A 16,161-nucleotide genomic window follows, 5' to 3' on the forward strand; every position below is an offset into this window, starting at 1 on the left:
ACTTGAAGAACGCTCTAGAATAAGCGCTGAAAAGCACGACAATAAAGCATATAAGCTGAGCCGGAAGACAGGATTGTACCCGCCTGTTCTTCAACGGGGTACTCCCTGTGGGGTGAACTGCGTGCGACTCCGCTTCTGGCAGAAACTTACCAGCTTTCCGGCGATGCTTATCAGCACTCTTTTTGTCTCGCCGTTTTTCGCCTCGCTGGATGTACAGCAGGGCGGCCCAGTGATGCGCGATCCGGACATCTGGTGGCATCTGCGTAATGCTCAGATGCTTCTCTCCACACACCATTTCATCCGCGCTGATGCCTATTCCTTCACCACTCTGGGGCAACCATGGATCAATCCTGAGTGGCTCGCGGAAATCCCTTACTATCTAGCCTTCAGGCTCTTTGCCGAGCGCGGCATCTTCCTGATGATGCTTCTTGTTGTGGACATCATCATCGCAGGCGTATTGCTGCTTTGCTATCGTCGTTCACAGAATATTGGCGCGGCATGGCTCGCCACATGGATTGCAGTTCTACTCGCGGCCATCAACATAGGCCCGCGCACCATCCTCTTCGGGTGGCTCTGCTTTTTAGCAGAATTGATACTCCTCGACAATTTTCGCCGCGGGCGGAATGGCCTCTGGCTGCTTGTCCCTCTCTTTGCTCTCTGGATTAACCTGCACGGATCATGGCTGATTGGTTTCTCCTTCTTCCTGGTCTTCATCGCGTCCGGCGTCGTACAAGGCTCGTGGGGCAGCATTGAGTCCGTCCGCTGGTCTGCTAAGCAATGGCGCACGCTAATCGTGGTTGCCTTTGGCAGCCTCGCCGCTCTCTTCATCAACCCATACGGCTGGCGACTCGCGGCCTATCCATTCGACGTGATCTTTCATCAACGTCTTAACATCGTTGTGGTTGACGAGTGGAGTAGCGTCAATTTCCAGAGTTATTATGGCGTTCTGATTTTTCTAATTGCTGCCGGACTCATGTTATTTACGCTCGGGCAGCGGCGCCGCTGGCTACTCTCTGATGTGCTATTTGCTCTTCTTGCCCTGTACGCTGGGGTCTCGCATAAGCGGTTCCTTTTTCTTGCCGGAATCGTCATTTGCCCAATACTGGCGGTCGAATTGGGCAATCATGTGTTCTCCCCGTACGATCCCAGAAAAGATAAGCGCTGGCTCAATGTCCTCATCATGGCAGCATTCTATTTCTTTGCTGTTCGCCATGTTCCGCCATCAGCTAAGCTTCACGCGGCCGAGGCGCAATACTTCCCTGCCGCTGCTCTACCTGCACTCAATAGCAATTGCGCCGGCCAACACCTGTTCAATCTCTATGAGTGGGGAGGCTATCTGATCTGGAATGCGCGCGGTGTTCCGGTTTTTATTGACAGCCGGACGGACATCTTTGAACACCATGGCGTTCTTCTCGACTACCTCAACATGGTCACTCTCCGGAACTCTCTCAAAGTTCTCGACAAGTACCAAATCGGCTGCGTACTGCTCAACCCAGATTCTGGGCTGGTGTATTTGCTGAGAAACTCACCAGACTGGAGTATTGCGCACGAAGATACTATAAGTGTGCTGCTGATTCGTAAAGCGAGCGAGAACAGGAACTGACATTGAGCGCTGGAACATCTCGAGATGGCTAAGACTTTTAAGATAGGCGACCACGTACGTTGGAACTCTGAGGCAGGTTGGGTGACAGGCACAATCATTGCTATTCACACCAGCAACTTTAATTACAAGGGTTACGTGCATCACGCTTCGGAAAACGAGCCGCAATATGAAATTAAAAGCGACAAGACGGATCATGTCGCTGCCCACAAAGGGAGTGCTCTCGAGCTTTTATAAGGTGGCCGCGGGCATGAATATTGCGGGGGCCATGATCAGCCCTAAACCATGGAACACCTTTAAGGTATGGGAGCCTTTGCGCTACCGGTTGGGGCTGTGTCGATCGACTGTGGCGTTATCTCGTCAACAGCATTTGGTTTGCGCAGTGTCACAGGGATGGTCTTGTGAATCTTTTGGAAGGTAGCAAGTGCTTGTCGCTGACCGTCTAGATTTCCAATGGCACGATCGGCCTGTGCAAGACGCCACCAAGCGACTTCATCGCCAGGCCTGAGATGGGTCGCACGCTCCAGCGGGCGAACAGCGTCGGCAGGCTTTTGCAGAGCAAGATTAGCACTGGCCAATCCAACGAGCGCTTCTTCAAAATCAGGAAACTGTTGGAGGAGACGTTCGTACTGCTGACGTGCGGCGTCCGAGTTGCCGAGTTGTGCCTGATGGTTGGCCAGTTCGTAGGCAGCGTTGCCGTTCTGAGGATCTACGTCAAGTTCGGCGGTGAACTCGCGCATGGCCTGCTCCTGGTCGGCAGAATTGAGGGTGTCGTGGAAGCGCGAAAGATAGATGCGTCCCAACTGGTAGTGAATGCCCGGGCGGTGCGGGTCGAGCGTGAGGACGCGGTTGAAGGCGACAATTGCAGCATCCCATTGCTTCTGGCTCTCGTTAGCTTCGCCCTGCGCCATCAGCATCCAGACAGAACCAGGAGCTGTGTCATGGAGCCGCTCCATAATGTTGTAGGCCTGGCTGCCGTAGATGCGACCGGTGTGGTAGAGGACTTCAGGATCATTTGGGTAGAGCTTATTAAGTGCAAGCGCTGTCTCGACAGCATCTGCATCGCGCTCCATTTCGGAATAAGTGCGGAGAAGCTCCAGACCGCACATGCGTCGAACTTCGGGATCTGCGGTCTGATGAAAGCCCTTTTCGAGAGGCGGCAGGGCTTCGCTGAAGCGTCCCATCTCTGCGAGTGAGAGCCCGAGCAAGCTGTCCAGCTTTGACAGTCCAGGCTTGAGTCGTTGCGCTGCGCGGACTTCGTGTACGGCTTGATCGTAGTCGCGCTGTTTAAAGCTAATAGCCGCCAGCGTGGCATGAATCTCAGCTACGCCAGGCTCGAGCGCCGCGAGCTTTTTAAACGCTTCTTCAGCATCGGCATAGTCATTCCTTGCCAGCGCTTGCTGTCCGTCAGTGGCATACTGCGCTGCCTTGCTGGCCCTGCTGGTTTGCGCGGGAGCGGCCAGGATGACGATACAGCAGGCGGTCAGGAGCGCGGCGCATTTGGGCCATTTCATCATGGACGTCCTCTACTCCCAATAAAAATACACCGCCACATCATGGAGGTGGCGGTGTAGTCAATCAAGGTGCTTTTCGGGATCAGAATGTTAGCTTTCCGCTAAGTTGCACGATGCGCGATGGACCTGCGCTCGTAATCAAGCCTTGTAGCGGATTGCCGACTGCGTTCTGGATGGATGAGCCTCCTCCCGATCCGCTTGTAGCGAGGCCGCCGACGTTGACGACGTACTGATGGTGATTGAAGGTGTTGAAGGTATCGAAGCGCATGGAGAGCCCGGCGCGTTCGGTGATATGGAAGTCCTTCGTCAGACCCATGTCCCAGTTATTGAGTCCGGGCTGACGGAGGAAATTGCGAGCGCTGCTGCCGAAGGTTCCAGGCCCCGGCTGCGTGAAGCAAGACATGTTGATTCGCTGGAACCGCTGGGTAAGGCCGCTGTGGACATTGCAGCCAGTGGTGTAATTGGCGCGTTGGAATTGGGTGTCGTCGAGACCCGCGGCGTCGGTGGCAGTGATGCTGAACGGGAAGCCGGACTGGAAGGTAGTGATTCCGGCAAGCTGCCAGCCGCCGACCACCAGGTCTGCCGCACGGCCAACATTGCCGAGGAACTTCTTGCCTCGCCCGACTGGCAGTGGATAGACGTAGCTGGAGACGAAGCGCTGCGACACGCTGAAATCAGACGGGCCGTAGTCGAGCTGCGGAGCATGGTTGTTCATGAAGCCCTGATATCCGGCGCCCGTGGCGCCTACACCGGCAGCGGCGGACTTATCGTCCTTGCTGTTGGCCCAGGTATAGATGGCGGTCACCGCCAGATTGCCGGCGCGGTGCTGGAAGTTGACGTTCATGGCGTTGTAGTGAGAATAGCCGTGGAAATCGCTATCGATATAGAAGCCGGTGAAGTTGGGATAAGGCAAACGTGACGATGTTGGGCAATCGTGTGTCACGTCGTTGGGATTTGCCTGGCAGGCTGCCAGATTGGCGGCGGATATCTGATACGGCTGAGCGATGTTATGCCGGTCGAGGAGGTGGACGGCGTGTGTACCGATGTAATTGACCTCAAGCGTAGTGTTCGGTGTGAGCGCCCGCTCGACGGAACCTGTCCAGGACTGGACGTAGGGGTCGATGGGGTTTTCGGACTCGATTACTGCGATGAAGGAGAGGGTGGACTGGGGGAATGGAGTGAGTGTGGTGAAGCTTGGGAACATCTGGTTTCCGAACTTGGGCAGGGATGCGACCTGCGTTGGGTTTTCTGAGAGACGGATGCTGTAGGGATAGATGTCGGCGGAGTCGTCGATCTCGCGTCCCTCGTAGGAATCGAAGAAGATTCCGTATCCGCCACGGATTACGGTCTTGTCGGTGAGGCGGTAGTTGAGGCCGAAACGAGGAGCGAAGGGCGTCTTCTGGCCGGGATGCGGCACGGAGCCACAGTAACGGAGGATGGGTCCGCCGTTAACTCCGACTCCAGGTGCGACTCCGTCGGTTTTGAGTTGGGGATCGGCGAAGCAGAGGCCACCCTGGCTGTTCTGGGTATCAAGCCAGAAGAAGTGGTTCTTCGCCTCATAAGCCGCGGCACGATAATCCCAGCGCAGTCCCACGTTCATGGTCAGTTTCTGCGTAACTTTCCAATCGTCCTGTGCGTATGGCGCGAAGTAACCGAAGATGTGGTCCTGGGGATTGCCTGCCTGATCGGTTGGGCTCAAGGGTCCTGGCATGAATCCTGCCGTGTTGTTGTAGTAACCGAGAAGCATGTCAGCGACCGCGTTTCCAGTGCCGCATAGGCTGCTAGGTGCTCCACCGCCGACGGAGACGGGGGCGTTGGGGCATCCATTGCTGTTGCTCAGAATGGTTGCAGCCTGGAACTGCCAGTCTCCGTGGAAGTCGTCGTCCAGGTTGCGGATCAAGTGCCAGTGGCGGTAGTCGAAACCAACGCTGATGGTGTGACGGCCATGGACGGTGGAGAAGCTGTCGGCAAACTCCCAGGCGGGGTTGTCCGATCCTGTGTAAGCGTTCACTGGACCGCCGGTGGTGGTGTACTGCGAGAGCGCCAGGCTGGGCCAGCTTTCCTGCAGTGCGGCAAAGTGCGTGAACACTCCCGTTTGGGCCAGCATTGAGACTGCGTCGGAGGATGGCGCGGGCGCTCCCTGCGGGGCTTGCGCGTCGAGGTAGCCGAAGCGGAAGTTGTTAACGTTGGCGGCGCCAAAGCTGATGGTATGCGAAACCTCCCAGTTCTTCTGCTTCTCGTACTGAGTCAGCAGGCCATAGCTCAGGCTCCCCGTATCCAAGCTGCTGTTCTGATAGGTCGAGTAGGTTCCGCGGCCGAAGATGGAGCCGAAGCGTCCGAGAGTCTGGTCGAGGCGGTAAGTCTGCTGGTTTGTCGTAAGCCGAAGTCCAACGTTACGGATGAAGTTGATGTTGCCTTCCGGCTGGTTTGCCAGTGTAGGCGACTGCCAGTAACCATATTTGAGGGCCACCTGCGCCAGATGATTGGTTATTTCGCCGGAAGGAATCTGGTTATTCGGAAAGGGCTGCCCAGTTGTCGGATCTACGGGCATGCAATTTTGATTAATGTTGAGAAGAGCAGTGCAGGCAGCAGTTCCATAAGCCGGGAGCGGAGTTCCGCCAGAAGTGAGCTCTCCGTTGAAGTTTCCGGTCAGGACTGCGGGGTTGGGCACCATCTCCGTTTCTCTGATGCCATTGTTGATGCGCCAGCCTTCGTAGTTGGCCATCCAGAAAGTCTTGTTGTGACCGTCGTAGATTTTGGGCAGGTACACTGGACCATCTGCCACGAAGCCAAATTGGTTTTGGCGAAGAACCGGGTTGGCTGTGGGGGTGTTGGCTTGATAATCCGAAGCAGTGGGAAAGGGTTTTGCATCGAAGGCATCGTTGCGGTTGTATTCAAACAATGCTCCGTGTAGTGAGTTGCTGCCGCCTTTGCTAACGATGTTGATTTGGCTTGCGCTGAACCCGTACTCGGCTGAATAGGTTCCACTCTCAACTTTGAATTCCTGAATGGCGTCTTGAGAGAGGATGACAGCAGGTGTGACCAATGCCTGGTCTGTATTGATGAGACCGTCCAAGGTGTAGTTATTCCCTTCGGGCCGCCCTCCATTGATGCTGACCGCGTTGCCTTCACCCTGACGCATAGTGCCTTGTTCGCCGCCGACGGTCACCGCTCCTGCACCTACGAGAAGCAGCTGCATGAAGTTTCTTCCATTCAGAGGAAGCTGTTGCACCTGGTTCTGACTCATGAGTTGGGACAGCGCCGTTGTGTCCGTATCGAGCGCGACGGCTTGCGCCGTGACCTCAGTCGCCTGTGTGACCTCGCCTGGTTTGAGACTGATGTTGATGCGTACTTTTTCATCGACCGTAAGGATGACACCGTTGGTCACCGCTTTTTGAAACCCCGGCGATTGTGCCGAGACGGAATATGTGCCCGGGTTGAGCGACGGAGCGTTGTAGTCGCCTGAGGAAGAGGTCGCAGTATGGAAGGGTACGTTGGTCGCCTGGTTGGTAATAGTAATTTTCACGTTAGGGATCACAGCTCCGGTGGAGTCTGTGACCGTGCCCAGGATTGAGCCTGTGGCTCCGGCCTGTCCAAACGCCGCGCTAGATAGAGTCAGCAGTAGCGTCAGCACAAAGCTAAATCGCATAATTCGCATTTCTGGTCTCCCTGAATGAGCGTTGCCGACAGATTTGCTGGGACAACAAGCCAGTGATGGGGGAATGCTGGAGTGCACGAACGGTCTGCTGGTTTTCCCAACGGCCGAAACAATACGCATGAGGCCGGAAAGTGTCAAGGGAAATTTTATTTCTCTTTTGAAATATAAACACTAAACATGCAGTGGTACGTCCAAAAAGACTATGTCTTCGAAGTCAGCACCAGAATGACTACTTCATTGATTGCCGAACACGCATGACGAATAACAGATGAGACGAACTCGTTAGTCCAGGACGAGTACACACGGAATCCCATTGTTTATGCCCATCAGCCACACATCTGTATTAGTCCATGCAATGTGTGTGATGACAGAGAATGGTGAACCAATCATCGATGGATGATCACTGTAGAGTTGTCTGACTTCTTTTTGTGAGACACGTTGCCTCGACTGCGAAAGGCGTTCCGGCAAGCGGAAGCGTGACCAAATTTCATATGGAAGATAATTTTTCTTCCGAAAATCGCAGAACTAATGCTAGGCTGTTGGCCATATTTTCGTACCCGTTTTTTCTGCTGAGCGCGTAACGGAGGCAGTGACAGACCCAAATTCGGCCACTGCGGCCTGACTGATTCGACAAAGGAGAAGCGATGAGACACCACAGGACAGGCCTTAGTGCCGCCATCATGATGATTGTGGGTTTGGCGGCCGCAGCGGCCCAGAACAAGACGGACGCTCTCAAGAGCGGGTTTGAGAACCCTCCGGCTCAAGCACGTCCGTTGGTGTGGTGGCACTGGATGAACGGCAATATTACCCAGGAAGGCATCAAGCTCGATCTGGACTGGATGCACAAGGTGGGATTGGATGGGTTCCAAACATTTGATGCGGCCTTGTCCACGCCGCAAGTAGTCGAAAAGCGCCTGGTATATATGACGCCAGAGTGGAAAGACGCATTTCGCTATGCAACACAGTTGGCTGATCAATACGGGATGGAAGAAGGCATTGCTGGGTCGCCAGGGTGGAGTGAGTCCGGTGGACCGTGGGTTCCTGCTTCTGAAGGGATGAAGAAATATGTGTGGAGCGTGACGGATGTGGAGGGAGACGCGGCGTTCACGGGAAAGCTAGCTCATCCACCGGAGAATACGGGAGCATTTCAGGACATTGGTATCCGCGATGCGCTTCAGTTTGAGGCGGGGAAGGCACCTCCGCAGTACTATGCGGATTCGGTTGTGATTGCGTATCGGAGGCCGGAGAGCGACGTGTCGCTTGAGTCGTTGCATCCAGTGATTACAGCCAGCGGAGGATCGCCTGACTTTGCAATGCTGACCGATGGCGATCTGGAGAAGACCACGGGGATACCCATTCCGGCTGTTGGCGAGAAGGCGTGGATTGAGTACGCATTTGCGGAGCCTGAGACCATTCGCTCCATCACGCTTGTGACGAAAAACCCGAACCGGATAGTAGCGATGATCTCCGGCATTGCTGCGCCAGAGAAAGCTCTTGAAGCGAGTGACGATGGGCAGAATTTTCATGAAGTGACGAAACTGTCGGACGACAATTCGCCGGAGACTACGATCTCGTTCGCGCCTGTGACGGCGAAGTACTTTCGCGTAACGTTCAAACGAGGAACGCCACCTCCGGTCCCTGCGTGGGCGAAGGGGATTGATCCGAAGTCGTTTGGATTGGATCCAAATATGTTGAAGGCGCCGACGAGCTATGAGGTTGCCGAGCTTGTTTTACATCCAGGTGCTCGTGTGAACCACTTTGAAGAGAAGGCCGCGTTTGTCCCTGTGCCCGACCTTTATGGCTTTGCTACGCCTGATTACGCGGGCAACGATGCAGTCAACAAAGCCGATGTGATCAATCTAACGGGCAAAATGCGTCCCGACGGGACACTGGATTGGACACCACCGCCGGGACACTGGGCGGTGGTGCGGTTTGGCTACAGTTTGCTCGGCATTACAAACCACCCCGCCACAAAAGAGGCGACGGGACTGGAGGTTGATAAGCTCGACCATCGCTATGTGCGGCAGTACATGGAGAAGTATCTGGACAGCTACAAGCAGACGGTAGGTCCTGAGTTCATGGGCAAGAGGGGCATTCGCGAAGTGATCAATGACAGCTGGGAGGCGGGCTCGCAGAACTGGACCGACAACATGATCGAGCAATTTCGCAAGCGGCGTGGATACGACCCGGTGCCATGGATGCCTGTGCTGACTGGGGAGGTAGTGGAGAGTTCGGCTGCGAGCGACCGCTTCCTATGGGACTTTCGTAAGACGATATCGGACCTGATTGCCGACGAGCACTATGGCGAGTTGGAGGATGTTCTGCATCAATGGGGCATGATCCACTACAGCGAATCGCATGAAAGCGGTCGCGCCTTTGTTGCAGATGGAATGGAAGTGAAGAAGTTCAGCGAAGTGCCCATGAGCGCTATGTGGACACAGACGCCTGGGGTCAACAATATCCAATACGGCTACAACGCGGATGACCGCGAATCGGCATCAGTTGCGCATATCTACGGACGCCAGATGGTTGCTGCTGAATCGATGACAGCTGCGGCTGGGCCGTGGGCCTGGTCACCCGCAACACTAAAGCCGACTGCAGATATGGAATTTCTCAACGGCATCAACCGCATCGTTGTTCACGAATCATCGCACCAGCCGCTGGTAAACAAAAAGCCAGGACTGAGCCTGGGACCATTCGGCCAGTGGTTCAATCGTAACGAAACCTGGGCTGATGAGGCTGGGCCATGGGTCAGCTATCTAGCGCGGAGCAGCTATCTGCTACAGCAGGGCACTTTTGGAGCGGACCTCATTTACTTCTATGGGGAGGACTCTAATCTGACGGCGATCTACGAGCACAAGTCTCCCGATGTGCCGGCAGGTTATGGATTCGACTATGCGAATGCTGATGCCCTGATTCACGAATTAAGCGTGGATCACGGAAATATTGTTACTCCGGGAGGTACAAGTTATCGGCTGCTGGGGCTGGCTCCATATAGTAGTCATATGTCGCTGCCGGTGTTGCACGCGATTTATAACCTGGTGCAGAAAGGAGCGGTTGTTGCTGGTCCCATGCCAACAGACGATCCGAGTCTTGCGGACAACCAGAGCGAATTTAAGACATTGCGTACGCAGTTGTTTGGTGACGGCACCGGAGTGCACCATGTAGGCGAAGGAACAGTGTATGCCGGACAAACTCCAGCAGAGGCATTCGAAGCGATGCATGTAGCGCCAGACTTCGATTACACAAAACCGTCGAGCGACACGCATCTGCTCTTTGTCCACCGCAAACTTGCTGGGACCGACGTGTACTTTGTAGAAAACCGCAGTGATAGCAGCCAGAACGTGGATGCTACTTTCCGAGTGTCGGGCAAAGCACCTGAACTTTGGCATGCAGAGACCGGAGAGACCGAGCCTGCGTCTTATACGATTGCGAGTGGCCGCACGACGGTGCCATTGAAGCTCGAGCCATGGGGAACTATGTTCGTCGTATTTCGCAAGCCAACCAAGTCAACATCCCGTGCCATTCCTTCGCCGGTTCGGACAGAACTCGCAACTGTAAGCGGGCCATGGACGCTCAGCTTCCCTCCTGATTGGGGAGCTCCGCCCTCTGTCACCATGAATACACTCGCCTCGTGGAGTGATAGCCAGGATAATGGAGTGAAGTATTTCTCGGGTACAGGAACTTACACAAAGACGTTCCGCGCCCCAACGTCGTGGTTCAAGCGAGGCGTGCAGGTGTGGATTGATCTTGGCGATGTAAAGAACCTGGCTGAAGTCACAGTTAATGGCAAGCCGCTGGGTATCGTATGGCATACGCCTTACTGTATAGAGATGACTTCGGCTCTGAAGCCAGGATTAAACCAGCTCTCGATCAAGGTAACGAATGCATGGGTCAACCGTATGATTGGAGATCAGCAGCCTGATGCTAAGAAATATACGTTCACTACTGTAAAACCCTACAGGGCCGATTCGCCGCTGCTTTCGTCGGGGCTTCTGGGGCCAGTTACCGTCTACTCTGAAGCACGCAACTGATTGAGAAGACCGTGGGTTCTGTAGATCGAGATGACATGGTACCGAATTCAGATCAATGACGGTCGACTGCTGATCGGCATTGATCTTGGATCTTGCAGCCGAAACAGATATCGCACACAAAAGCGTTGGAGAACACTTATGCGAATTGAAGGATTGAAGAACTGGATCCCGCTTAATCAGTTCGAGAAGAAACTGCACACCATGTGATTGGGCACAATGGGAGTTCCTTTGGGAGGTTTTGCAAGGGTCGATTTTACTGGAGCGGGAGACCGGGATCGAACCGGCGACATTCAGCTTGGGAAGCTGACGTTCTGCCACTGAACTACTCCCGCCCATGATTTCAAAACAACGTTCCTGATACTTCCAGATTACTATAATCGACCACGGCAGGAGGCGCAGAGGCGCGAAGAAACTATTCAGGTGCCATAAGCACGGCCACTCCGAACGCGGGCAGGTTTAGCGTCTCCGACTCTTTTCCGGCAAGTACATCCTGCATGGACCTGGGCAGTTTTACATGCGTCGGCGACGTCGAATAGTTTCCTACGATGAAGATGTTCTTATCCGCTCCACGACGATGAAACACTTCGACGCCCTCAGGTACCGGAAACAAATCTGGCGAGGCGGCGCTTCCCTTGAGCATCCACTCGACTGCCCGTTTGGTCGTGGCACTGTCCATCCATGCGCCGATGTATGCGATCGAGCCCTTCTCAACTGTTCGACTTACTGCAGAGGGCTCGCCATCGAGCCATGAATTCGGAGCGAGCCAGCGCATTAGGACTTGAGTATCCGGATTGTCCACTTTGAGTTGTTCGGCAAACATGCTCGCAGAGGCATCGCCCCAATCTCCGCTTACCGCCACGGGATCATTCAGCGACATGTATTGCTCTACGTGGGCGCCGAGCAGCTTGGCCAACGGGCCAGGTTGCCGCTCAGACCAGCGACTATTGTGCTCGTCTTTCATGCCGGATCGTTGTGCCAAGACAAGGTGCCCTCCTCCTTCCACATAATGGGTGAGATTATCGGCCTCGGCCTGCGTAAGAACGTTGAGCCCTGGCGCGATCACCAGCTTGTACCGGCTCAGGTCCCTGTTTGGCGGAACAATGTCTACGGTGTATCCAAGCTGCCGCAAAGGAGTGTAGTAGCTCATCAACTCCTGGATTGGATCGTACGCCGGGTTCATCTTCTGCCAGTTGATGGCCCAGCGGCTTGGGTACGAATGAAGCAATGCAACTTCCGCTTGAGCGTGCGTGCCAGCCAGAGCCGGACCAGCTTTCTCAAACTCAGCTCCGAGCTGCGCGTATTCGGCGTAGATAGGATCAGGTCTACCGTCAACGTCGACGAGCGCGCCATGGTTCGCTTCGCCTCCGTTCAGCGCATCGCGCCACTGCCAATAGCTGACGAGATCAGCGCCGTGGCCAACATATTCCCAAATGGCAGCGCGCAGCTCTCCTTTGCGGAGCATCGCACTGGCATTGCCTCCTCCACGAGGCCCCGCGGTCGTTTCCATGACCCAATAATTGCCACCTTTCAGGCCACGCATCAGATCGTGGGTTGCTCCATTTTCCATCGGAGAGTACGAGCCCTTGACCTGCGGATTGTCCCAAGCAATGACGTCTAAGTCCTGTCCGATCTGATAGTGATCGAAGAGATCGTACCAACCCATAAGGTTGGTCGTGATCTTCTGGTTCGGGTCAGCATATTTCCGAATCGCATCGATCTGTACACGCTGATATGCGCGCAATGAGTCGGTAATAAAGCGCTTCGAATCCAGCCACAAACCGGGGCTGTTGTCACCTGGTCCGTCGACCAGCGGAATTTCGTCCCAACTGGAGTACGTCTGGTTGTTATATGCCGTCGTCCATGCCGCATTAAGTTTTGCTAGACTTCCATAACGATGTTGTAGCCACGCATGAAACTGTGCCTGTGTATCGGCATCGAAGGATTGCCTGGAATATTCGTTGCCGATCTGCCATCCGATGACATAGGGGTTATGTCCGAAGCGCTCAGCAAGACGTTCATCGATCTGGCGGACAAAGCGACGATAGAGTTCGCTGTTCCAGTTGGCGTGATTTCGGGTAGAACCTGTGTACAGCTTCCCGTTTTCATCCGTAACGAGAATGCCGGGATACTTCTTTGCCATCCAGACTGGAGGCGCAACCGAAGGCGTGCCAAGCACCGTATAGATTCCATGTTGACCGGCAAGATTGATCGCACGCTCCAGCCAATCGAGATCGTATGTGCCTTCCGTCGGCTCGAGGGCAGTCCATGCAAATTCACCTACACGAACCATGTGCAGATGAGCCTTCTGCATCAGCTCGACATCGTCCTTCCATCGGCTTTCAGGCCATTGTTCCGGATACCACGCTGAACCAAGCAGAAGACTCGGCTGCGACGGCGGTTGAGAATGCATCTCTGGAGTACAGAATGCAAAGGCCAGCGTGACCACCAACGCCAATCTGAATTGCGACGATAGTAGACGGAGCAAAGTCGCCTCCCGCAATCGATATCAATCGATTGCGGAATTCTATCAAAATTTCCTGGATGTTTTGCGCAGCCCATCGTCTAACGAACCGGCGTTCTGTCATTGAACTATCCCGCTCTGCGCCAATCACACAAAGACACGCCGTGCGAGATAGTACACGGGGACGCCGATGACTACGATTATCATTCCCGGCCAGGTCGTGCCTGGCCGGTACGCAAACAGTGCCAGTAGAATGACCGTTGCTCCCACGATGTACAGTCCCGGCAACCATGGATATCCCCATGCGCGATAGGGTCTCGATGCATTGGGCCGCATACAGCGCAGTCGGAAGACACTGGCAATTGTGAGGATGTAGAAAAACAACTCCGCGGAGATCACGTAATCCAGCAGATTGCTGTAGAGGTTGCCGTACTGGTGCGTCAGCGGATTGATCGTGCGCGGCAGCACCAGCAGCGCCGCCCACAGCCCTTGAATTGCCAATCCCCAGCCTGGAACATGCGCGCGGTTCAACCGCTTCACAGCCGGAAAAAACAACCCATCCTTCGCAATCGCATAGCATGCGCGCGCACCAGCAAGCGTCATCGCATTTACGGTGCCGAAGGTTGAGACCATAATCGCTGCCGCCATCAACTCTGCTCCCACGTGGGGGAACACCGTCCTGAGCACCGCTGTGGCCACGCGGTCGCTTGGTACAGTTTGCATCGCGCTTATCGGCAGGCTCGCCAGATACGCCACGTTGCAGAACAGGTACAGCACAATGACAGTCGCAGTGCCAATTAACAGAGCGAGCGGCAGGTTGCGCTCGGGACGCTTTACCTCGGCTGCAACAAATGTGATGTTATGCCACGCATCGGCGGAGAATAGAGAACCCGTCTGTGAGATACATAGAGCGATGAACAACCCGAATCCACTCGCTGCGCTCAGCCCTTCCGCTAGCGGAACTGCACCATGCACGGCCCACATATGCGTAAAGTTTGCACGAATCGCTGCGTGGTTCGCGCACATAGTCAGCCCCAGCACAATCAATACAGCGAGTGCTCCGAGCTTCGATACCGTGAAGACGTTTGTGATGATCTTGCCGTATTTGAGTCCCAGCGCATTGCCAAAGGTCAGCAACACGATCACGGCAATCGCTACCAACTGCGCCGTCGAAAGGGAGACGGCATAATGCGCTCCCAGATTGTATGGGCCGAAGAGATAATGCTGCTCCGAAACTGACGGAAACAACACGCCACTGAACCGCGCAAACGCAATCGCGACGGCCGCAATTGTGCCCGTCTGAATCACCGTCCACATCGTCCAGCCATAGAGAAAGCCCCACACTGGGGAATAGGCCTCGCGGAGGTACACATACATGCCGCCTGCCTGCGGCATCATCGCCGCCAGTTCGCCATAGGAGAGCGCACCGGACACGGTCAGCACGCCTGTGATGACCCACGCGACAAGCAGCCAGCCGGGGCTGCCAATCTGCCGCGACATTTCAGCCGAGACAATGAATATTCCCGAGCCGACCATAATCCCGACTACGACCATGATCGAATCGAAGAGTCCAAGCCCGCGCCTGAATCCCTCGGCCGTGCTCGCCACTGCAACGTCTGTCTCGATTGGCATCCGCCAAAGCCTCTTCAATAAAAATCGGATCGAACTGTCCCACAAGCCTATACGAGACCCGAAAAGGCGGACTATAGCCTATTTGCAATAGACTATTTCGTGATGCCCCACACCATAACCGCACGTCGCCTACTTACGCCCGAAGGCCACATTGACCACCCTGTCATCACCATCGAAGATGGTCTGATTCAATCAATCGACCGCGCTGAATCCAGCAAGGAAGACACGACCCTTGCCCCTGCATTCCTCGATGTCCACACGCACGGCGCGGCAAACCATGACGTTATGGAAGGTACTGCTGAGGCCATCGGCATTATCAGCCGCTTTCTCGCCACGCGAGGCGTAGGACGCTATCTCGCCACTACCGTCACGGCTCCAATCGACACGACTTTGCGCTCGCTTGAAGGCATTGCCAACGCCATCGAATCGCCCGCCGCAGACGCAGCAGTTCCCATCGGCATTCATCTCGAAGGCCCATTCATCTCACACGCCAAGCGCGGAGTTCACCCTCCGGCTGATATTCTGCCGCCAGATATTGCGCTCTTCGACCGCTTCCAGCAGGCCGCACGCGGACACATCCGCCTGATGACCGTCGCGCCCGAGGTTCCCGGCGCGCTCGACCTTATCCGCCATGCGACCGGTCAGGGCGTAAAGATCAGCATCGGCCATACCAACTCGACCGCATCAGAGGCGCAGGCAGGCGTCACCGCAGGAGCGGCCAGCGCTACCCACACGTATAACGCCATGCGCGCTCTTGACCACCGCGACCCAGGCGTCATTGCGACGGTGCTCGACGATGACAATCTCTTTGCCGAATTGATCTGTGACGGCGTTCATGTCGCGCCCGAGATGGTGCGGTTATGGCTCAAAGCCAAGGGCGCTGGGCGTGCAGTCCTTGTCACCGACAGCATGTCTGCAACGGGAATGCCTGATGGTATCTACACACTCGGAACCATGCAGGTTCAGGTGGCCGATGGCCGCGCGTTCGCCGCCGGCGATGCTAATCATGGAAAATTTACGCTCGCCGGCTCAGTGCTGACTATGGATCGTGCAGTCGAAAACATTCAGCAGTTTGCCGGAGCGACGCTGGCTACGGCAGTCAACCTGGCGTCTCATAATCCCGCCGCGCTACTTGGGCTTGAATCGAGTTTTGCCCCAGGTCAACCAGCGAATTTCAATGTTTTCAATGCAGACGGCAAACTTCAATCCACCATCCTTAACGGCAAACAGATTAACTAGCTCTGCCACTGCTTCCTAGCGAT

Annotated in this window: 8 protein-coding genes and 1 tRNA gene; 4 read left to right on the plus strand and 5 right to left on the minus strand. The window is 55.2% G+C overall.

What is annotated here, in order from left to right; genetic code table 11:
* Nucleotides 1–121 precede the first annotated feature (121 nt).
* A complete protein-coding gene (locus tag IEX36_RS07035) occupies nucleotides 122–1,603 on the plus strand; it encodes a hypothetical protein (RefSeq protein WP_188758543.1) in 1,482 nt (493 codons plus the stop codon).
* Between the two features lie 24 nt (nucleotides 1,604–1,627).
* On the plus strand, nucleotides 1,628–1,837 hold the full coding sequence (locus IEX36_RS07040; RefSeq protein WP_188758544.1) for a hypervirulence associated TUDOR domain-containing protein: 210 nt from the start codon (nucleotides 1,628–1,630) through the stop codon (nucleotides 1,835–1,837).
* Nucleotides 1,838–1,896: 59 nt separating this feature from the next.
* On the opposite strand, the gene IEX36_RS07045 is transcribed toward IEX36_RS07040, so the two are convergent.
* Together IEX36_RS07045 and IEX36_RS07050 are read right to left on the minus strand one after the other, a co-directional pair.
* Nucleotides 1,897–3,117 carry a tetratricopeptide repeat protein gene (locus tag IEX36_RS07045; RefSeq protein ID WP_188758545.1) on the minus strand — a complete coding sequence of 407 codons (1,221 nt, stop codon included), beginning with the start codon at nucleotides 3,115–3,117 and terminating at the stop codon, nucleotides 1,897–1,899.
* Between the two features lie 79 nt (nucleotides 3,118–3,196).
* A complete protein-coding gene (locus IEX36_RS07050) occupies nucleotides 3,197–6,772 on the minus strand; it encodes a TonB-dependent receptor (protein WP_188758546.1) in 3,576 nt (1,191 codons plus the stop codon).
* Between the two features lie 644 nt (nucleotides 6,773–7,416).
* Here IEX36_RS07050 and IEX36_RS07055 point away from each other — a divergent pair.
* Entirely contained in the window at nucleotides 7,417–10,806 is a 3,390-nt protein-coding gene (locus IEX36_RS07055) for a glycosyl hydrolase (protein WP_188758547.1), read from the plus strand.
* Between the two features lie 257 nt (nucleotides 10,807–11,063).
* Here IEX36_RS07055 and IEX36_RS07060 read toward each other — a convergent pair.
* The 3 genes from IEX36_RS07060 to IEX36_RS07070 form a co-directional block, all read right to left on the minus strand.
* Nucleotides 11,064–11,138 (minus strand) — tRNA-Gly (locus tag IEX36_RS07060).
* An 80-nt stretch (nucleotides 11,139–11,218) separates the two neighbouring features.
* The gene (locus tag IEX36_RS07065; RefSeq protein ID WP_188758548.1) at nucleotides 11,219–13,216 is read right to left on the minus strand and encodes a beta-galactosidase; all 1,998 of its coding nucleotides are present in this window, start codon (nucleotides 13,214–13,216) and stop codon (nucleotides 11,219–11,221) included.
* A gap of 198 nt (nucleotides 13,217–13,414) precedes the next feature.
* On the minus strand, nucleotides 13,415–14,899 hold the full coding sequence (locus tag IEX36_RS07070; RefSeq protein ID WP_188758549.1) for an APC family permease: 1,485 nt from the start codon (nucleotides 14,897–14,899) through the stop codon (nucleotides 13,415–13,417).
* Between the two features lie 102 nt (nucleotides 14,900–15,001).
* Between IEX36_RS07070 and nagA the strand changes: the two genes are divergently transcribed.
* A complete protein-coding gene (gene nagA / locus IEX36_RS07075) occupies nucleotides 15,002–16,138 on the plus strand; it encodes an N-acetylglucosamine-6-phosphate deacetylase (RefSeq protein ID WP_188758550.1) in 1,137 nt (378 codons plus the stop codon).
* The last annotated feature ends 23 nt before the right edge of the window (nucleotides 16,139–16,161 follow it).

It is taken from the genome of Edaphobacter acidisoli, assembly GCF_014642855.1.
In the GTDB taxonomy this organism is placed as follows: Bacteria; Acidobacteriota; Terriglobia; order Terriglobales; family Acidobacteriaceae; genus Edaphobacter; species Edaphobacter acidisoli.

What these genes read in the sequence shown, in the direction of transcription:
- IEX36_RS07040 (WP_188758544.1), top strand. Translation starts at nt 1,628, where the DNA reads ATGGCTAAGACTTTTAAGATAGGCGACCACGTACGTTGGAACTCTGAG.
- IEX36_RS07045 (WP_188758545.1), bottom strand. Translation starts at nt 3,117, where the DNA reads ATGATGAAATGGCCCAAATGCGCCGCGCTCCTGACCGCCTGCTGTATC.
- IEX36_RS07050 (WP_188758546.1), bottom strand. Translation starts at nt 6,772, where the DNA reads ATGCGAATTATGCGATTTAGCTTTGTGCTGACGCTACTGCTGACTCTA.
- IEX36_RS07055 (WP_188758547.1), top strand. Translation starts at nt 7,417, where the DNA reads ATGAGACACCACAGGACAGGCCTTAGTGCCGCCATCATGATGATTGTG.
- IEX36_RS07065 (WP_188758548.1), bottom strand. Translation starts at nt 13,216, where the DNA reads ATGCATTCTCAACCGCCGTCGCAGCCGAGTCTTCTGCTTGGTTCAGCG.
- IEX36_RS07070 (WP_188758549.1), bottom strand. Translation starts at nt 14,899, where the DNA reads ATGCCAATCGAGACAGACGTTGCAGTGGCGAGCACGGCCGAGGGATTC.
- nagA (WP_188758550.1), top strand. Translation starts at nt 15,002, where the DNA reads ATGCCCCACACCATAACCGCACGTCGCCTACTTACGCCCGAAGGCCAC.